This is a genomic window from Paenibacillus sp. FSL W7-1088 (assembly GCF_037969855.1).
Lineage (GTDB): Bacteria > Bacillota > Bacilli > Paenibacillales > Paenibacillaceae > Paenibacillus.
In genome coordinates this window covers 6,347,830-6,364,766 of the sequence record NZ_CP150216.1, presented here as the reverse complement: position 1 = coordinate 6,364,766, position 16,937 = coordinate 6,347,830, and the positions used below count along the sequence as shown (strand labels likewise).

Here is a 16,937-nt window from a genome sequence, read left to right as displayed (position 1 = left end):
TGAGAAAGGAGGTCTATGATTCATGGCAGCAAGAATGAAAGAACGTTACCTTAACGAAATTGCTCCTGCTTTGATGCAGAAGTTCAACTATACAACGGTAATGCAAGTGCCGAAAATCGAGAAAATCGTTATCAACATGGGTGTGGGCGATGCAGTTCAAAACTCTAAAGTGTTGGATTCCGCAGTAAACGATTTGCAACTGATCGCAGGTCAAAAACCTGTAATCACTCGTGCTAAAAAATCTATCGCAGGTTTCAAACTGCGTGAGAACATGCCTATCGGTGTGAAAGTAACATTGCGCGGCGAGCGCATGTACTTCTTCCTCGATAAACTGTTCAACGTTACGCTTCCTCGTGTCCGCGACTTCCGCGGTGTATCGAGCAAAGCTTTCGACGGACGTGGTAACTACACACTGGGTCTGAAAGAACAATTGATCTTCCCAGAGATCGAGTATGATAAAGTAGACAAAGTCCGCGGTATGGATATTGTCATCGTAACAACGGCGAAAACAGACGAAGAATCCCGTGAATTGCTCACGCAACTCGGAATGCCTTTCGTAAAATAATGTTGCTATAACGTTTCCGGGTGTCTGGAAAGACTCCCTTTTCTCCGAAATTATTTAGGAGGTGTCAGGCTAAGTGGCAAAAACTTCGATGAAAGTTAAACAACAACGTACACCAAAGTTTAAAGTACGTGCTTATACACGCTGTGAGCGTTGCGGACGTCCACATTCGGTACTGCAGAAGTTCAAAATTTGCAGAATTTGCTTCCGTGAATTAGCTTATAAAGGCCAGATCCCTGGCGTGAAAAAAGCAAGCTGGTAAAAAGTCCTGAACGGGAAGGAGGTTAACTCACAATGACTATGTCTGATCCAATTGCAGATATGCTTACTCGTATTCGTAACGCGAACACAGTTCGTCACGAAACGGTAGAAATGCCTGCTTCGACAATGAAAAAACAAATCGCCGACATCTTGAAGCGTGAAGGTTTTATCCGTGACGCTGAAGTTATCGATGATAACAAACAAGGGATTATCCGTGTTTTCCTGAAATACGGTCAAAATAACGAGCGTGTTATTACTGGTCTGAAAAGAATCAGTAAACCTGGTCTTCGTGTTTACACGAAAAGCAACGAAGTACCTCGTGTACTTGGTGGTCTGGGTATCGCTATTATCTCGACATCCAAAGGTATCATGACGGACAAAGAAGCTCGTCAATCGAAATCCGGCGGAGAAGTCGTCTGCTACGTTTGGTAATATAACGTCACAAGATAGGAGGTGCAACATATGTCTCGTATTGGTCGCAAACCAATTACAGTACCAAGTGGTGTGGACATCACACTGGACAACACCGTTATTACGGTAAAAGGACCAAAAGGATCTTTGACTCGTGAACTTCATAAAGACATGAAGGTTACAGTTGAAAACAACGAAATTACAGTTGTGCGTCCTTCCGATAACAAAACTCACCGTTCTTTGCACGGCACAACGCGTAGCGTTGTAAACAACATGGTGAGTGGTGTTACTGAAGGATTCGCAAAATCTCTGGAGCTGGTTGGGGTCGGATATCGTGCAAGCAAATCCGGAGATAAAATCGTTCTGAACGTTGGGTACTCTCACCCGGTTGAAATTACACCGGAAGCGGGAATCGAATTCGAAGTTCCTTCGAATACGAAAATCATCGTTCGCGGAATCGATAAAGAGCGTGTAGGTGCTTACGCTGCTAAAATCCGTTCCGTTCGTGAACCTGAGCCGTACAAAGGTAAAGGTATCAAATATGAAGGCGAGCGTATCATCCGTAAGGAAGGTAAAGCCGGTAAGAAGAAATAAGATTTTTCTTACCGCCTTTGCGCGGTTTTCGGCTTGCTTGCTTCTTGTGTTTCTAATATACCCCGTGGCTTCCGGTTTGAAGCCAGCGAGGTAACCTGAAAGGAGTGAATCCCTGAGATGATTACGAAACAAGATAAAAACAAGGCTCGTCTGAAAAGACACCTGCGTGTTCGTAAGAAAATCCAAGGAACGGCAGCACGTCCTCGTTTGAACGTATTCCGTTCTGGTAAACATATGTATGCTCAAATCATCGATGATGTAGCTGGTGTTACGATTGCTTCCGCGTCTACTGTAGACAAAGAATTGAGCGGCGACATCAAAAACGGCGCATCTGTTGAATCTGCTCGTAAAGTTGGCGAACTCGTCGCTAAACGTGCAAAAGACAAAGGCGTTTCTAACATCGTATTTGACCGTAGCGGTTATCTGTACCATGGTCGTATCGCAGCATTGGCTGCAGCGGCTCGTGAAGCAGGACTTGAGTTTTAAGATATTTTTCAAAAGGAGGTTAACGACTTGCGTGTAGATCCGAATACTTTGGAACTGACTGAAAGAGTTGTAAATATTAATCGCGTAGCTAAAGTAGTAAAAGGCGGACGCCGTTTCAGCTTTAGCGCACTGGTTGTAGTCGGCGACGGCAACGGCTGGGTTGGAGCTGGTATCGGTAAAGCGGGCGAAGTACCTGATGCAATTCGCAAAGGTATTGAAGACGCTAAGAAAAACCTTGTACACGTTCCACTCGTAGGAACTTCGATTCCTCACTTGGTAACAGGTAAGTTCGGCGCAGGACGCGTTCTGTTGAAACCAGCATCTGAAGGTACTGGTGTTATCGCTGGTGGTCCTGTACGTGCGGTTCTCGAACTTGCTGGTGTAGGTGACATTTTGACAAAATCTCTGGGTTCTTCGAATTCCATGAACATGGTCAATGCGACTTTGGAAGGTTTGTCCCGTTTGAAGCGTGCTGAAGACGTGGCAAAACTGCGCGGCAAATCCGTCGAAGAGCTTCTGGGTTAAGGAGGGAATCTCATGGCTAAATTAGAAATTACCCTCGTCCGCAGCTTGATCGGACGTCCGGAGACGCAAAGAACAACTGTGAAAACATTGGGCTTGCGCAAAATCAACAGTAAAGTGGTTCAAAACGACAATCCTGCCATTCGTGGCATGATTAACAAAGTAAGCCACTTGGTCGCTGTTAAAGAAGTAGAAGCTTAAAAAAGGGTTAATCCCACAAATCTTTAAGGAGGTGCAACGAACGATGAAGTTACATGAGCTTTCACCATCTCCTGGATCCCGCAAAGAACGTAAACGTCTTGGTCGCGGTCCAAGTAGTGGTACAGGTAAAACATCAGGTCGCGGTCACAAAGGACAAAACGCTCGTTCTGGCGGTGGAGTACGTCCAGGCTTCGAAGGTGGACAAAATCCATTGTATCGTCGCTTGCCAAAACGTGGTTTTGTAAACCCAACTCGCAAAGAATATGCAGTTGTGAATACTGAAGACCTGAACAGTTTTGCTGCGGGTACTGAAGTAACTCCAGAATTCTTGATGACGAATGGCGTAGTTAAAAACGCTAAATCCGGAATCAAAATCCTGGGTAACGGTGATGTCACTGTGAAGCTGACTGTTAAAGCTAACAAGTTTTCTCAATCTGCTATTGAGAAAATTGAAGCTGCCGGCGGTACAACTGAGGTGATTTAATGTTCAAGACCCTAAAGAATATCTGGCGGGTTGAAGATCTGCGCAAAAGGGTATTATTTACCCTTTTTGTACTGATCATTTACCGCATCGGCTCCTTTGTCCCCGTACCGGGAGTTAACAAAGATGTGTTCGAAGCGACAAATTCTGCGGGTAAAGAAGTTTTTGGACTTCTCAATACGTTCTCGGGTGGAGCGCTCTTTCAGTTCTCGATATTTGCGCTCGGGATCGTGCCTTACATCACTGCGTCTATCATAGTGCAGCTGCTTTCCATGGACGTTATTCCAAAATTAGCGGAGTGGGCTAAGCAGGGGGAACAAGGTAAGAAAAAATCTGCACAACTGACCCGTTATTTAACGGTAGGTCTGGCATTGATTCAAGCGTTTGGTACGTCGATCGGATTCAACCGCTTGTACAATACAGAAATGGTGCCTAATGCAACATTTGCAGATTATATCTTGATCGCGATTGTACTTACGGCCGGTACTTCATTCCTAATGTGGCTTGGTGAGCAGATCACCGAGAAGGGCATAGGAAACGGGATTTCGATTTTGATCTTTGCGGGTATCCTATCAACGGTGCCTAACATTATCAAACAAACAATCGAATCTGACTTCATCCAAGCTGATCAACTGTTCATGAACATTCTTAAAGGGGTAATCGTTGCAATTGTTATTGTACTGATTATCATAGGTGTCATTTACATTCAGCAGGCGATTCGGAAAATTCCTGTACAGTACGCTAAACGCGTCGTAGGTAACAAAATGTACGGTGGACAGAACACACATATCCCGCTGAAGATTAATGCAGCAGGTGTTATCCCTGTCATCTTTGCTTCATCTCTGTTGATGTTCCCATCGATCATCGCCAACTTCTGGGCTGATCGTGCATGGGCACAGTGGATCGGAGCCAATCTCACTACTCATAAACCTCTGGGTATGTTACTGTATGTAGTGATGATTTTCGGATTCACATTCTTCTATACTTTTGTACAGATGAATCCACAGCAGATGGCTGACAACATGAAAAAGAACGGCGGTTACATCCCAGGCATTCGTCCGGGTAAAGCAACCGAGAAATATCTGACCCGTGTCATGACTCGTTTGACAACGGCAGGTGCCATCTTCTTGGCAGTAATTTCCGTTCTGCCTGTAATCTTGGGGGCACTTTCTGGTTTGCCTCAATCTGCGCAAATTGGAGGAACATCTCTCCTGATCGTTATCGGTGTTGCGCTGGATACGATGAAGCAAATCGAAAGCCAATTGATCAAACGCCACTACAAAGGTTTTATCAATAAATAGGCAATAGGTACCGGTCAAGTTAAGATTTACTTGCCGGCACCTATTGTGCTGTTTGTTGATGTAGGGTAGTCTTGGAGGGAGTGACATAACGTGAACATCCTATTCATGGGCCCTCCGGGGGCAGGAAAAGGAACGCAAGCAGACGTCATTGTGAAAGAGTTCGGTATTCCCCATATTTCAACAGGCGATGCATTTCGTCTCGCGATTAAGCAGGGAACTCCCATTGGCCTGAAAGCCAAGGAATATATGGATCAAGGATTGCTAGTACCAGATGATGTAACGATCGGCATCGTTGAAGAACGTTTGCAGCAGCCTGATTGCAGAGAAGGATTCCTCTTGGATGGTTTTCCAAGAACCCTGTCTCAAGCAGAAGCGCTCGATGGTATTCTGGATCGACTAAACTCAGGTCTCGATCATGTAATCAACCTGAAAGTGGACCGCAACAAATTGCTCGCCCGTCTGACGGGTCGTCGCATTTGTAAGAACTGTGGCGCCACCTATCATGTCGTATTCAATCCGCCTAAGCAGGAAGGTATTTGTGATAAATGCGGCGGTGACTTGTACCAACGCTCTGATGATAATGAAGAGAGCGTAGGCACACGTCTTGACGAATATATCAACAAAACAGCACCACTCCTCACATTTTATGAGAACAAAGGCCTTCTTCGTCAAATGGACGGAGAGCAGGATATCGATCAAGTTTCTCATGAAATCGTGTCCCTGCTGCGAGGTTAATTGAATGATCATTGGTAAGTCCGAAACGGAACTGGGCTTGATGAGGGAAGCGGGGAGAATTGTTGCGGAAACGCATCGTCTCTTGGCAGAGCATATCGCTCCCGGTATTACGACTGGAGAACTTGACCATATGGCCGATCAATACATCCGCAGTCAAGGAGCTGTGCCGTCTTTCAAAGGTTATAACGGTTTCCCTGCCAGTGTGTGCGCTTCAGTGAATGAAGAGTTGGTGCATGGATTTCCCGGCAAACGAAAGTTGAACGAGGGCGATATCGTTACGTTTGACATTGGCGCGCAGTACCAGGGTTATCACGGAGATTCCGCCTGGACTTATCCAGTCGGCCGTATTTCCGAAGAAGCCCGTCGTCTTCTGGACGTTACCGAGGCTTCGTTATACGCAGGTCTGGCGCTGGTTAAACCGGACGTTCGCTTGTTTACAATATCTCATGCGATTCAGAAATATATTGAAGATGAAGGGTTCTCGGTAGTACGTGAATATGTCGGTCACGGCATAGGAGCGGATCTGCACGAAGAACCACAGATTCCGAACTATGGTCTTCCTGATCGGGGGCCACGGCTTAAAGCGGGCATGGTGCTGGCCATAGAGCCGATGGTTAACGCAGGCAGACGGTATGTGAAAACGTTGGAAGATAACTGGACTGTCGTCACTGTTGATGGATCGTTATGCGCCCACTTTGAACACACCGTAGCAGTTACACCAGAAGGCATGGAAATTTTCACAAAACTGAATGCGTAGGTGATAAGGCATGAACAATCAGTCTAATCCGCAGCTCGGTCAACTTGTGAAGATCCGTAAAGGCCGCAATGCGGACCAAGCCGCAGTAATTGTTGCTATAGCGGACAGCAGGTTCGTATATATTGCGGATGGAGACAAACGTAAGTTTGATCAACCCAAGAAGAAGAATATTCTTCATCTTGAACTCCAACCGATGATTAGCAGAGAGGTCGTAAACAGTTTAAACGAGAGTGGTCGGGTGACAAACGGAAAGCTCCGCTATGCGGTTCATTCGTTTCTGGAATCCACCAACATTCAAGCTGAAGAGAAAGGAGACTGACTAATGGCCAAGGAAGATGTCATTGAAGTGGAAGGTACGGTTCTCGAGCCGCTACCGAATGCAACGTTCAAGGTTGAGCTTGAGAACGGTCATCAAATTCTCGCTCACGTTTCTGGCAAGTTGCGGATGCACTTTATCCGTATCCTGACTGGAGACAAAGTGGTTGTTCAGTTATCACCTTATGATTTGACAAAAGGTCGTATAACTTACCGTAAATAGTAGTAGACAGTTGCAATGAACTGTGAAGCTTATGAAGCGGGTTTTGCCCGGCAAAACTTGCGAAAGCTTCGAAGCCGGTTCTATATTAGTAGAACAAGGTCAATGCTTACGAAGAGAGTTTTGCTAAGCAAAACTTTGAGGAGGTAATTCACATGAAGGTAAGACCTTCGGTCAAGCCGATTTGCGAAAAATGCAAAGTCATTCGCCGCAAAGGGAATGTTATGGTTATCTGTGAAAATCCGAAACACAAACAAAAACAAGGTTAAAGAAGGGGGTGTAGCGTAAAATGGCACGTATAGCTGGTGTGGATTTGCCACGTGATAAGCGCGTTGAGATCGCCTTGACTTATATTTTCGGAATCGGTAAAACGACTTCCCAGAAAATTCTGAGCACAACAGGCATCAATCCGGACACTCGTGTTCGTGATTTGACGGAAGATGAAGTCAGCAAATTGCGTGAAAGTATCGACAAAGAGGTCAAAGTAGAAGGTGACCTGCGTCGTGAAATCTCTTTGAATATTAAACGTTTGACGGAGATCGGTTGTTACCGTGGAGTTCGTCATCGTCGTGGTCTGCCTGTTCGTGGACAACGTACGAAAACGAATGCTCGTACTCGTAAAGGTCCTCGTCGTACTGTAGCGAACAAGAAGAAATAATAAGGGGGGATAAGAGAAAATGGCTAAACCGAAAAAAGTCGTACGTACTAAACGTCGTGACCGTAAAAATATTGAATCTGGCGTGGCACATATCCGCTCCACATTCAATAACACTATCGTTACCATTACGGACCCTCACGGAAACGCAATTTCGTGGGCAAGCTCCGGCGGCCTCGGATTCAGAGGTTCCCGTAAATCGACTCCGTTTGCTGCACAAATGGCTGCTGAGACTGCTGCCAAAGCTGCAATGGAACATGGGATGAAAGCCGTTGAGGTTATGGTTAAAGGACCAGGCGCAGGCCGTGAAGCAGCGATCCGCTCTTTGCAAGCTGCTGGTCTTGAAGTTAACCTGATCAAAGACGTAACTCCAGTCCCGCATAACGGATGCCGTCCTCCAAAACGTCGTCGTGTCTAATGAGATTTGCCCCTGCGTGTGGTATATTTCCGCCACAATCTGCTAATAATGGTTGTTTAGGCATACTACTACATGTTTTCGCAAGAGAAGGTAAATGTTTCATAGAGGACCGACGTTTTGAAGGAGGGGTATTGCAGTGATTGAAATCGAAAAGCCGAAAATTGAGACGGTAGACGTCAACGATGATGGCACCTATGGGAAATTCGTAGTAGAACCGCTAGAGCGCGGATACGGTACGACGCTTGGAAACTCGCTTCGTCGTATCTTGCTCTCGTCACTGCCGGGTGCGGCAGTGTCTTCGGTTCAAATCGATGGCGTTCTGCATGAATTTGCTACAGTTCCTGGCGTTATGGAAGATGTTACGGAGATCATCCTTAACCTGAAAGCTTTGTCGCTCAAAATTCACTCGGACGAGGAGAAAGTGCTCGAGATTGATGCTGAAGGCGAAGGAGCAATTACGGCTGGAGATATCCGTGCTGACTCCGATGTGGAAATTCTTAACCCGGATTTGCACATTGCTACGCTCGGACCAGGTTCGAGACTTCACATGCGTATTTTTGCCAATCGCGGTCGCGGCTACGTCCAGGCAGATCGGAATAAACGCGATGACCAGCCGATCGGCGTCATCCCAGTCGATTCCATCTTCACCCCGATCAGCCGCGTAAACTACGCTGTGGAAAATACGCGTGTCGGCCAAGTAACCAACTATGACAAGCTCACGTTGGAAGTTTGGACTGACGGAAGTATTCGTCCTGAAGAGGCTGTAAGCCTTGGCGCTAAAATTTTGACCGAGCATCTGATGCTCTTCGTGGGTCTTACAGACGAAGCGAAAGATGCAGAGATTATGGTCGAAAAAGAAGAAGACAAAAAAGAAAAAGTACTCGAAATGACGATCGAAGAGCTGGATCTCTCTGTTCGTTCTTACAACTGCCTCAAACGTGCCGGTATTAATACCGTGCAAGAGCTGACTACGAAAACAGAAGAAGACATGATGAAAGTCCGTAACCTCGGACGCAAGTCTTTGGAAGAAGTTCAAGAGAAGCTTGAGGAACTTGGTTTGGGACTCCGTACAGAAGAATAGACAGCCGAGTGCTTGAAGTGAAGGAGGGAAAACAATGGCATACCAAAAGTTGGGCCGTAATTCCAGCGCACGTAAAGCTTTGTTCCGTGACCTGGTAACCGACCTGTTCTTATACGAACGCATTCAGACAACTGAAGCGAAAGCAAAAGAGGTTCGCTCTATTGCTGAAAAACTGATCACTAAAGCGAAAAAGGGAGATCTTCATGCCCGTCGCCAAGTGGCAGCTTATGTTCGCCGCGAAACAATCGATGGTGAGCAAGATGCAATCCAAAAACTGTTTAGCGAATTGTCCGGTCGTTACGCTGAGCGTCCAGGTGGGTACACTCGTATCCTGAAACTGGGACCTCGTCGTGGTGACGCTGCGCCTATGGTTTACTTGGAACTGGTTGACCGCGCGTAGAACAGATGAGATGAGGAAAGGGGACAGAATCGTTGATTCTGGTTTAACCCTTTTTTTCTCTTCATTTCGGATTTCGTGCTGTAATAGAAGCTCCGAAAGGGGCTTCTTTTGCTGTTCGGGATAGGCACATGTATAGTATGGAACAAAGGTGTGGTATTGATGCGCAACTTGTGTATGACGTTAACTTATGATGGCACTGCCTATTACGGCTTTCAGGTTCAGCCGGGAGGGAATACCATTCAGGACCATCTTGAAGATGCCATTCGTGCTTTAACCGGTGAGAAGGTTAAAATTACGGGTTCAGGCAGAACGGATGCAGGCGTTCACGCACGCAGACAGATCTTCAATTTTCCTACGGAATCCCAGATCCCGATTGAACGATGGTGTATGGCGCTCAACTCTAGATTGCCATCCGATATTATCGTTATTGATGCGGTTGAAGTACCAAACGAATTTCATTCTCGCTATGCTGCGAAAAAGAAAACGTATCGGTATACCGTCAATGCGAATCAATTCCCGGACGTGTTTAATCGGAGGCTGCAATATCATCACCATGCCAAGCTGGACATTGCGGCAATGCAGGAGGGGTTACGTCATTTTATTGGTACGTATGATTTCACCTCCTTTGCTTCACGCAAGTCTCAGAAAGACAATCATGTACGTTCGGTATACGAAGCATGGATAGAAGTGGACCGTTCTATGTGTAGGGACCATCCGCGCGATCAGGGTGTCATTCACATCTATGTGAGTGGTAACGGCTTTTTGCAGCATATGGTTCGTATCATTGTAGGTACACTGCTGGAGGTCGGAGAGGGCAAACGGAAAGCCTCTGACGTACCGAATATGATTGCTGCTTGTAATCGTTCTGCTGCAGGACCTACTGCGGTTAGCTGCGGTTTAATGCTCTGGGACCTTGAATACAAAAAAGATTAAATTTGCGAAGTGAAATGCTTAATTAACACTTGCGATTTAAGCTCCTATCATGTAATATAAAAGTTGTGTTTTCTTAATGGCTTTCCCACAGCCCCAATTAAGAGGGTCACAATGAAAGAACTATCCATCAACACCTAAAGTTATCACTTAATGAATGAAGATAAATGAATATAATGATGTTGAACATTTTAAGGAGGAACTTTTCATGCGTACCACGTACATGGCGAAGCCTAACGAAGTTGAGCGCCAATGGCACATCATTGATGCCGAAGGCAAAACGCTCGGACGTTTGGCGAGCGAAGCAGCTGCTTTGATCCGCGGCAAACATAAGCCACAATTCACTCCACATGTGGACACTGGCGATTTCGTTGTTATCATCAATGCAGAGAAAATTGTATTGACTGGTAAAAAAATGCAAGGTAAAAAATACTACCGTCACTCGATGCACCCAGGTGGTTTGAAAGTAACTACTGCTGAAGAGATGGTTAAAAACAAACCGGAACGTATGTTGGAATTGGCTGTTCGCGGTATGCTTCCTAAAACTCGCATGGGCGAGAAAATGAAGTTGAGACTTAAAGCGTACAGAGGCACTGAGCATCCACATGCAGCACAAAAACCAGAAGTTTATGAACTTCGCGGTTAATTAAAAGGAGGACAGTTTCATGGCACAAGTACAATACTATGGGACAGGTCGTCGTAAACATTCGGTAGCTCGTGTTCGCCTTGTACCGGGTGAAGGACGCATTGTCATCAATAAACGTGATATTAATGAATACTTCGGTTTGGAAACACTCAAACTGATCGTAAAACAACCACTGAACCTGACAGAAACACTCAGCAACTATGATGTTCTTGTTATCGCTCATGGTGGCGGAATCTCCGGTCAAGCCGGTGCGATCCGTCATGGTATCTCCCGCGCTCTGTTGAAAGCAGATCCGGAATACCGTGCTTCCCTGAAAAAAGCAGGATTCCTGACTCGTGACCCACGGATGAAAGAGCGTAAAAAATACGGTCTCAAAGCCGCACGTCGCGCACCTCAGTTCTCCAAACGTTAATATGCATTACAAGCCTTTGGCCTCGGTCAAAGGCTTTTTTGTATTCTAGAGACCAATAAGTATAATAAATGCTCTTAACATCAGATGATGAATCAAAGAGGCTTCAGGTTCCTCTGTAACGGTTAAGGTTTCTTCCTCTAGGTAGTACTCCATTTAATTTACCTCTCCGTTATCCACTAATTTAATTCGCAGTTTAGAACCTCGCAATGGTTGTAATCATACATTTTTCATGATTAATTTCATCAGTTTTTCTTATGGTTTTGATAAAGAGCCCTTACAATTGAAGAATTCGATTCCAGCTTTTATTTCATTATTAGATCCTTCTCATTATTCTAAATTGCTTCGGTTATATAGAGATCTTCTATACCTCGTTTTATCAAATCGGCTCGATAAACCCAGTAGTAGCAAAGGATTTCAATGATGAGTGGATGATGACAGGGGGGGATTGATGATGCAACACATGGATGATTTTATCCAAAAATCAATTAAATGCATTATTAAGACCATATTATTTTTCAAGATGAACAGCAAATAAATGGGCTTAAACTGATGTATTTTACCATATGGCAGGCATTGACATCCCCCATGAAAGAATTATACTATACATAATTCATATTAGATTAGTCGGCTTTAGTGATTTTTGAAATGCAGAATGGGGGAAATGCAGACATGAACTTGTTGGAGAAAGAAGAACTTGCACGGACGAAAGCTGAGGAGTTGGAAAACGCAAGTCCAGAGGATATTATTCGTTACGCTATTGAGACGTTTCCAAATATCACTTTTGCATGCAGCTTCGGTGCAGAGGATGTTGTACTTGTAGATATGCTTCAGAAGATCAGCCCATCTACGGATATATTTTATCTAGATACCGATTTTCATTTCAAGGAAACTTACGAAACTCGTGACAAAATGAAGGAGAAATACAATCTTGATTTTGTACGTGTATCACCGAAAATTACTCCTGAAGAGCAGGCAGCTCAACATGGAGATGAATTGTGGAAGTCTGATCCTAATGCTTGTTGTAATATTCGGAAGGTTGAGCCGCTGACACGTATTCTATCCCAGTACGATGCATGGATTACCGGTATTCGGAGAGATCAAGCACCGACGCGTGCAAATTCCAAGAAGGTCGAATATGATGCCAAGTTTGGTCTGATGAAGTTCAACCCGATTGCCCACTGGACTTCAGAGGATGTATGGGAATACATTCGTACCAATAATGTCGTGTACAACCCGCTGCATGATCAGAATTACCCGAGTATCGGTTGTGAGTATTGCACACGTCAAGTTATGCCTGGAGAAGATCCACGTGCGGGACGCTGGTCTGGAAATGAAAAAACGGAATGCGGTCTTCATAAATAATTGAGTCAGAGTAAGTGATGGATTTTATAATGCACTGAATTCATTCTTGATGTTATAAAAAATGGTGAAACAGGGAGCTGACAAGATGACTTCGATTCTGCCTCATGGAGGTACGCTGATTCAGCGTGTCGTACAAGGAGAAGAACGGGAACAATTATTACGAGAGAGTGAGAAACTGTCCTCTTTACGTATTAACAGCTGGACAATTTCGGATTTGGATCTCATTGGTGTGGGTGCATTCTCACCGCTTCAAGGTTTTATGAATGAAGAGGACTATCTTTCAGTTATATCTCGCATGCGTCTTGCAGACGGAACAGTCTGGAGCATACCCATTACCCTGGCTGTAGATGAGCAGCAGGCTACTTCACTCCAGATCGGTGAGACTGTCGCACTTATTGGTGATGATGATGGAATAACCTATGGATTGCTGGAAGTGAAGAGCATTTACAAAGTAGATCAGGGTGAGGAAGCACGTCGTGTCTTCAAAACGGATGATCCAGAACACCCGGGTGTGAAGAAACTGCTGGAACGACCTGCAACATATGTAGGAGGTCCAATTCAAGTCCTTAACCGCCCCAAGCCGGCCAAGTTCGAACAGTTCTATTATGATCCTGCTGAGACACGGAAAACGTTCCAGGATAAGGGCTGGAAGACGGTTGTCGGTTTTCAGACGCGTAATCCGGTCCATCGTGCCCATGAGTACATTCAGAAAAGTGCAATGGAGATTGTGGACGCGTTGTTCTTAAATCCGCTTGTAGGCGAAACGAAGTCTGATGACGTACCTGCTGATGTACGGATGAAGAGTTATCTGGTTTTGCTCGAGAACTATTATCCGGCTGATCGTGCATTCCTCGGCGTATTCCCGGCGGCTATGCGGTATGCTGGTCCAAGAGAGGCCATTTTCCACGCAATGGTACGTAAAAATTATGGTTGTACTCACTTTATTGTAGGCCGCGACCATGCAGGTGTGGGTGACTACTATGGAACGTATGAAGCGCAGGAGATCTTTACTAACTTCACCCCGGAAGAACTCGGTATCACACCTTTGTTCTTTGAACATAGTTTTTTCTGCACCAAGTGTGGCAACATGGCATCAAGCAAAACCTGCCCGCATGATAAAGAACACCACATGGCTCTGTCTGGCACCAAAGTACGTGGCTTGCTGAGAGACGGCCAATGCCCTCCACCAGAATTTACGCGCCCTGAGGTAGCTGAGGTGCTGATTGAAGGGATGGCGGAGCAAGTCCGCTCCTAACGGTATATTTGTCCATCTTGTCCCATATAGATGATTAGAGTCATTTATAGGGACGAGGTGGTTTTTTTATGCGTAAAAATATGGGGAAGCACTTTGTAATCTGGATTAGGTTACGCACCATGAAGAGGATCATGTTAAGCCTCTGTTTGCTGGCGATGTTTGTGGCAGTGGTGACGTATGAGTTGCCCTCCTCTAAAATGTCCGGTTACTGGGGGCTGCCATTAGCGGGAAAAGTCATAGCCATTGATGCAGGACATGGTGGGCCCGATGGGGGAGCAGTGAGTAAGCAGGGAGTCATTGAGAAAGATATCAATTTATCCATTGCGCTGTACGTACGAGATTATCTGCAGCAAGCAGGAGCCTTGGTTGTCATGACCCGAGAAATAGACACCGATCTGGCTGCTACAGACACCAAGGGCTACTCCAAACGCAAAACGGAAGACCTGAAACAAAGAGTAAGAAGAATCGAGGATAAACAGGCAGATCTCTTTATCAGCATCCATATGAACAGTGTTCCATCGAACCGCTGGAGTGGTGCTCAAGTTTTTTATACACCTAACCATCCTGATAATGAAGGGTTGGCCAATCTGCTTCAGCAAGAAATGATTCGTAATCTGGAAAATACAGATCGAATCGCAAAAACGGTAAATACCGTTTATTTGCTCCAAGCTTTAAAAATTCCCTCTGCACTGGTGGAGGTGGGTTTCCTTTCTCACCCGGAAGAGGCGCGTCTGCTTGCTGATGAGGCCTATCAGCGCAAAGTAGCTGCATCCATCTACAACGGAATTCTTCGTTATTCCTCAGGAGAACGTCCTAAAAGTTAGTCACAACGAGAAAGGTAATGATATAATTGGATTAGCATACCTAATTACATGCCAATAGATAAAGCTGAGGTGCTGTCTGATGTTATCAAAAGAACAGATACTTGAACTATTGCAGCCATTGCAGGAACCGCAATTGGGCTTAAGTTTGACTGAACTGCAGTGGGTCCGTGATGTCATGGTTAAAGAAAATCATGTTGCTCTTACTATGGTGACGCTGGAGAACCGCACAGAGGATACAACTGCTCTAAGCGATGCCGCGCGCAACCTGTTGTCCCAACACGGAGTGAATGATGTACATATTCGTCTGCGTGCAGCGTCAGAGCATGAGCGTGAGAGCCTGAACATCGGACAAGCGGATCATGAGGAAGACCAGGACGAAGTGCTTGTCAAAGGCCATGCAGCAGGTCTGGACGGACATGAGTTGCTAAGTCCTGAATCCGGCGTACGTTTTATTGCTGTTGCTAGTGGTAAAGGCGGCGTCGGCAAATCGACGGTAACCGTTAATTTGGCAGCGGCTCTGGCACGTCAAGGTAAAAAGGTTGGCCTAATTGATGCAGATATATATGGCTTCAGTGTGCCTGATATGATGGGCATTGAGGAATATCCAGTCGTTGAGGACGGGGTTATCCAGCCTGTTGAACGTTTCGGCGTAAAAGTCATGTCGATGGGATTCTTTATTCGGGAGAATAACCCAGTGATCTGGCGTGGACCTATGTTGGGGCGGATGTTGCGCCAATTCTTTACCGATGTAAATTGGGGAGAGTTGGATTATATGCTGCTTGATCTGCCTCCGGGTACGGGGGACGTTGCACTAGACGTACATCAGATGCTGCCACACAGCAAAGAAATCATCGTTACCACACCGCATGCAACCGCTGCTTTTGTAGCTGCACGTGCAGGTGCTATGGCTATTCAGACGGAACATGAGCTGCTTGGTGTCGTAGAGAACATGGCGTATTATGAATGCAGCAAATGCGGGGAGAAAGATTATGTATTTGGCCGAGGCGGTGGGGGTACTCTTGCCGAGAGTCTTCATACAGAGCTGCTTGCGCAGATTCCATTGGGAGCACCGGATAATCATATTTCGGAGCCGGATTTTTCTCCATCTGTGTATAAAGCAGAGTCAAGCATCGGAGCAATCTACGACGAGGTTGCCCAGTCTGTTGATGCCAAGTTTTAAATTTTCTATATGTGTAAAGTATAAAATGGCCCACATCCATGGATGCGGGCTTTTTTTCAACATGTGATATTTTTTAATTTTCAAGTATTATGGGCTTATGATCCTCCATTACTTCCGTCGCCGCCACTGTTACCATCACTACTACCGTCACTGCTACCGCTTCCGCCATCTCCATTCTCGCCTTTACCTCCCTGTTTGCCGCCCTGTTCTGTTTTAGGTTGTAATTCATCCTGAACTACCTTCTTAAGCAAAGTCAGTACTTCCATCCGAAATAAAGGATTCTGCATGACTTCTTGCATAACGGTCATCGTTTGTTTACGATACTCAGGAGTTTTGGTCATATCCATGAACATCTTGGATACTTCCGGAGATTTCATGACATCTTCAATCGATTTTTGATATGTTGGGTCTTTGATCAATTGCATATGCAGTTGTTTGCTTTGCGCATTGATTACTTTGGCGAATTCGCCTGCGAATTGAGGGTCTGTCATGATTTTCTCGAATTCCTTCTTGTACTCTGGAGCAGTGATTGTATCTTTTACAGCAATACGTATTTGTTCCGAAGATTGCATAGGCATTAACATTTTCATTCCCACTGATCCAGAGCCACCGCCTGCACCACCACCTTGGCCGGCGCCCCCACTTTCTCCCCCTCCGGAAGAACTTTGTCCTGTAAGAGCTTCTTCAACCGCTTTTTTTCCTTCGTCACTTTTGAGAATATCCACGACCATCGTTTTCATCTCTTTATAACCGCCCTGAGGAGGCGAATAATTCTGATCTGAGCCACAGCCAGCGAGCATGACGGATAGTCCAAGTACGACACAGCATAACTGCCACAAAGGCCGTTTCATGTGCACAACCCCTCCTTGATTAGATACTGGATGTAGTATGTGATGGGAAACCGCTAAATATGTTGAATGATGATGGT

At 45.6% G+C, this 16,937-nt stretch carries 26 protein-coding genes; 25 read left to right on the top strand and 1 reads right to left on the bottom strand.

Going from position 1 to position 16,937, the window contains the following annotated elements; genetic code table 11:
• Positions 1-22: 22 nt before the first annotated feature.
• The 25 genes from rplE (at position 23) to MKY42_RS28740 (ending at position 16,009) form a co-directional block, all read left to right on the top strand.
• Entirely contained in the window at positions 23-565 is a 543-nt protein-coding gene (rplE, locus tag MKY42_RS28860) for a 50S ribosomal protein L5 (RefSeq protein WP_062329467.1), read from the top strand.
• Positions 566-638: 73 nt separating this feature from the next.
• Positions 639-824: a type Z 30S ribosomal protein S14 gene (locus MKY42_RS28855; protein WP_013312154.1), complete on the top strand. Its 186-nt coding sequence runs from the start codon at positions 639-641 to the stop codon at positions 822-824.
• Between the two features lie 32 nt (positions 825-856).
• Positions 857-1,255, top strand: a complete 399-nt coding sequence (gene rpsH / locus MKY42_RS28850) for a 30S ribosomal protein S8 (protein WP_017692088.1) — start codon at positions 857-859, stop codon at positions 1,253-1,255.
• Positions 1,256-1,285: 30 nt separating this feature from the next.
• Positions 1,286-1,828 (top strand): 50S ribosomal protein L6, encoded by a 543-nt coding sequence (gene rplF / locus MKY42_RS28845; protein WP_024633576.1) that lies wholly within the window; start codon positions 1,286-1,288, stop codon positions 1,826-1,828.
• 117 nt (positions 1,829-1,945) lie between these two features.
• Positions 1,946-2,314, top strand: coding sequence for a 50S ribosomal protein L18 (gene rplR / locus MKY42_RS28840; RefSeq protein WP_062329465.1), 369 nt, complete (start codon positions 1,946-1,948; stop codon positions 2,312-2,314).
• Between the two features lie 27 nt (positions 2,315-2,341).
• A complete protein-coding gene (gene rpsE, locus MKY42_RS28835) occupies positions 2,342-2,839 on the top strand; it encodes a 30S ribosomal protein S5 (RefSeq protein ID WP_017692091.1) in 498 nt (165 codons plus the stop codon).
• 12 nt (positions 2,840-2,851) lie between these two features.
• Positions 2,852-3,037, top strand: coding sequence for a 50S ribosomal protein L30 (gene rpmD / locus MKY42_RS28830; protein ID WP_017692092.1), 186 nt, complete (start codon positions 2,852-2,854; stop codon positions 3,035-3,037).
• Positions 3,038-3,080: 43 nt separating this feature from the next.
• Complete coding sequence (rplO, locus tag MKY42_RS28825; protein WP_062836188.1) at positions 3,081-3,521, top strand: 50S ribosomal protein L15; 441 nt, start codon at positions 3,081-3,083, stop codon at positions 3,519-3,521.
• Positions 3,521-4,819, top strand: a complete 1,299-nt coding sequence (gene secY, locus MKY42_RS28820; protein ID WP_062329461.1) for a preprotein translocase subunit SecY — start codon at positions 3,521-3,523, stop codon at positions 4,817-4,819. The genes rplO and secY overlap by 1 nt, the downstream gene beginning before the upstream one ends.
• Positions 4,820-4,909: 90 nt before the next feature.
• Entirely contained in the window at positions 4,910-5,554 is a 645-nt protein-coding gene (locus MKY42_RS28815; protein ID WP_024633570.1) for an adenylate kinase, read from the top strand.
• A gap of 4 nt (positions 5,555-5,558) precedes the next feature.
• Positions 5,559-6,311, top strand: coding sequence for a type I methionyl aminopeptidase (gene map / locus MKY42_RS28810; protein ID WP_024633569.1), 753 nt, complete (start codon positions 5,559-5,561; stop codon positions 6,309-6,311).
• 10 nt (positions 6,312-6,321) lie between these two features.
• Positions 6,322-6,630 (top strand): KOW domain-containing RNA-binding protein, encoded by a 309-nt coding sequence (locus MKY42_RS28805; protein WP_090905291.1) that lies wholly within the window; start codon positions 6,322-6,324, stop codon positions 6,628-6,630.
• Positions 6,631-6,633: 3 nt separating this feature from the next.
• Positions 6,634-6,849, top strand: a complete 216-nt coding sequence (infA, locus tag MKY42_RS28800; protein ID WP_017692098.1) for a translation initiation factor IF-1 — start codon at positions 6,634-6,636, stop codon at positions 6,847-6,849.
• Between the two features lie 152 nt (positions 6,850-7,001).
• On the top strand, positions 7,002-7,115 hold the full coding sequence (gene rpmJ / locus MKY42_RS28795) for a 50S ribosomal protein L36 (protein ID WP_003333770.1): 114 nt from the start codon (positions 7,002-7,004) through the stop codon (positions 7,113-7,115).
• A 20-nt stretch (positions 7,116-7,135) separates the two neighbouring features.
• On the top strand, positions 7,136-7,504 hold the full coding sequence (gene rpsM, locus MKY42_RS28790; protein ID WP_062329455.1) for a 30S ribosomal protein S13: 369 nt from the start codon (positions 7,136-7,138) through the stop codon (positions 7,502-7,504).
• Positions 7,505-7,523: 19 nt separating this feature from the next.
• Positions 7,524-7,919 carry a 30S ribosomal protein S11 gene (gene rpsK / locus MKY42_RS28785; protein ID WP_017692100.1) on the top strand — a complete coding sequence of 132 codons (396 nt, stop codon included), beginning with the start codon at positions 7,524-7,526 and terminating at the stop codon, positions 7,917-7,919.
• 136 nt (positions 7,920-8,055) lie between these two features.
• On the top strand, positions 8,056-9,000 hold the full coding sequence (locus tag MKY42_RS28780) for a DNA-directed RNA polymerase subunit alpha (protein ID WP_024633566.1): 945 nt from the start codon (positions 8,056-8,058) through the stop codon (positions 8,998-9,000).
• Between the two features lie 34 nt (positions 9,001-9,034).
• Positions 9,035-9,400, top strand: a complete 366-nt coding sequence (rplQ, locus tag MKY42_RS28775; RefSeq protein ID WP_017692102.1) for a 50S ribosomal protein L17 — start codon at positions 9,035-9,037, stop codon at positions 9,398-9,400.
• Positions 9,401-9,559: 159 nt separating this feature from the next.
• Positions 9,560-10,333, top strand: a complete 774-nt coding sequence (truA, locus tag MKY42_RS28770; RefSeq protein WP_090905293.1) for a tRNA pseudouridine(38-40) synthase TruA — start codon at positions 9,560-9,562, stop codon at positions 10,331-10,333.
• Between the two features lie 205 nt (positions 10,334-10,538).
• Positions 10,539-10,976, top strand: a complete 438-nt coding sequence (gene rplM, locus MKY42_RS28765; protein ID WP_024633564.1) for a 50S ribosomal protein L13 — start codon at positions 10,539-10,541, stop codon at positions 10,974-10,976.
• A 19-nt stretch (positions 10,977-10,995) separates the two neighbouring features.
• Positions 10,996-11,388: a 30S ribosomal protein S9 gene (gene rpsI, locus MKY42_RS28760; protein WP_024633563.1), complete on the top strand. Its 393-nt coding sequence runs from the start codon at positions 10,996-10,998 to the stop codon at positions 11,386-11,388.
• A 669-nt stretch (positions 11,389-12,057) separates the two neighbouring features.
• The gene (locus MKY42_RS28755) at positions 12,058-12,750 is read left to right on the top strand and encodes a phosphoadenylyl-sulfate reductase (protein WP_090905295.1); all 693 of its coding nucleotides are present in this window, start codon (positions 12,058-12,060) and stop codon (positions 12,748-12,750) included.
• A gap of 85 nt (positions 12,751-12,835) precedes the next feature.
• Positions 12,836-14,005, top strand: a complete 1,170-nt coding sequence (gene sat / locus MKY42_RS28750) for a sulfate adenylyltransferase (protein ID WP_090905297.1) — start codon at positions 12,836-12,838, stop codon at positions 14,003-14,005.
• Positions 14,006-14,073: 68 nt separating this feature from the next.
• On the top strand, positions 14,074-14,829 hold the full coding sequence (cwlD, locus tag MKY42_RS28745; RefSeq protein ID WP_090905300.1) for an N-acetylmuramoyl-L-alanine amidase CwlD: 756 nt from the start codon (positions 14,074-14,076) through the stop codon (positions 14,827-14,829).
• Positions 14,830-14,908: 79 nt separating this feature from the next.
• Positions 14,909-16,009 carry an Mrp/NBP35 family ATP-binding protein gene (locus tag MKY42_RS28740; protein WP_179262881.1) on the top strand — a complete coding sequence of 367 codons (1,101 nt, stop codon included), beginning with the start codon at positions 14,909-14,911 and terminating at the stop codon, positions 16,007-16,009.
• A gap of 95 nt (positions 16,010-16,104) precedes the next feature.
• On the opposite strand, the gene gerD is transcribed toward MKY42_RS28740, so the two are convergent.
• Positions 16,105-16,860, bottom strand: coding sequence for a spore germination lipoprotein GerD (gene gerD, locus MKY42_RS28735; protein ID WP_090905304.1), 756 nt, complete (start codon positions 16,858-16,860; stop codon positions 16,105-16,107).
• Between the last annotated feature and the right edge of the window lie 77 nt (positions 16,861-16,937).

Coding starts and splice junctions, on each gene's coding strand:
- rplE (WP_062329467.1), top strand. CDS start 23: ATGGCAGCAAGAATGAAAGAACGTTACCTTAACGAAATTGCTCCTGCT.
- rpsH (WP_017692088.1), top strand. CDS start 857: ATGACTATGTCTGATCCAATTGCAGATATGCTTACTCGTATTCGTAAC.
- rplF (WP_024633576.1), top strand. CDS start 1,286: ATGTCTCGTATTGGTCGCAAACCAATTACAGTACCAAGTGGTGTGGAC.
- rplR (WP_062329465.1), top strand. CDS start 1,946: ATGATTACGAAACAAGATAAAAACAAGGCTCGTCTGAAAAGACACCTG.
- rpmD (WP_017692092.1), top strand. CDS start 2,852: ATGGCTAAATTAGAAATTACCCTCGTCCGCAGCTTGATCGGACGTCCG.
- rplO (WP_062836188.1), top strand. CDS start 3,081: ATGAAGTTACATGAGCTTTCACCATCTCCTGGATCCCGCAAAGAACGT.
- secY (WP_062329461.1), top strand. CDS start 3,521: ATGTTCAAGACCCTAAAGAATATCTGGCGGGTTGAAGATCTGCGCAAA.
- map (WP_024633569.1), top strand. CDS start 5,559: ATGATCATTGGTAAGTCCGAAACGGAACTGGGCTTGATGAGGGAAGCG.
- MKY42_RS28805 (WP_090905291.1), top strand. CDS start 6,322: ATGAACAATCAGTCTAATCCGCAGCTCGGTCAACTTGTGAAGATCCGT.
- infA (WP_017692098.1), top strand. CDS start 6,634: ATGGCCAAGGAAGATGTCATTGAAGTGGAAGGTACGGTTCTCGAGCCG.
- rpmJ (WP_003333770.1), top strand. CDS start 7,002: ATGAAGGTAAGACCTTCGGTCAAGCCGATTTGCGAAAAATGCAAAGTC.
- rpsM (WP_062329455.1), top strand. CDS start 7,136: ATGGCACGTATAGCTGGTGTGGATTTGCCACGTGATAAGCGCGTTGAG.
- rpsK (WP_017692100.1), top strand. CDS start 7,524: ATGGCTAAACCGAAAAAAGTCGTACGTACTAAACGTCGTGACCGTAAA.
- rplQ (WP_017692102.1), top strand. CDS start 9,035: ATGGCATACCAAAAGTTGGGCCGTAATTCCAGCGCACGTAAAGCTTTG.
- truA (WP_090905293.1), top strand. CDS start 9,560: ATGCGCAACTTGTGTATGACGTTAACTTATGATGGCACTGCCTATTAC.
- rplM (WP_024633564.1), top strand. CDS start 10,539: ATGCGTACCACGTACATGGCGAAGCCTAACGAAGTTGAGCGCCAATGG.
- rpsI (WP_024633563.1), top strand. CDS start 10,996: ATGGCACAAGTACAATACTATGGGACAGGTCGTCGTAAACATTCGGTA.
- MKY42_RS28755 (WP_090905295.1), top strand. CDS start 12,058: ATGAACTTGTTGGAGAAAGAAGAACTTGCACGGACGAAAGCTGAGGAG.
- sat (WP_090905297.1), top strand. CDS start 12,836: ATGACTTCGATTCTGCCTCATGGAGGTACGCTGATTCAGCGTGTCGTA.
- cwlD (WP_090905300.1), top strand. CDS start 14,074: ATGCGTAAAAATATGGGGAAGCACTTTGTAATCTGGATTAGGTTACGC.
- MKY42_RS28740 (WP_179262881.1), top strand. CDS start 14,909: ATGTTATCAAAAGAACAGATACTTGAACTATTGCAGCCATTGCAGGAA.
- gerD (WP_090905304.1), bottom strand. CDS start 16,860: ATGAAACGGCCTTTGTGGCAGTTATGCTGTGTCGTACTTGGACTATCC.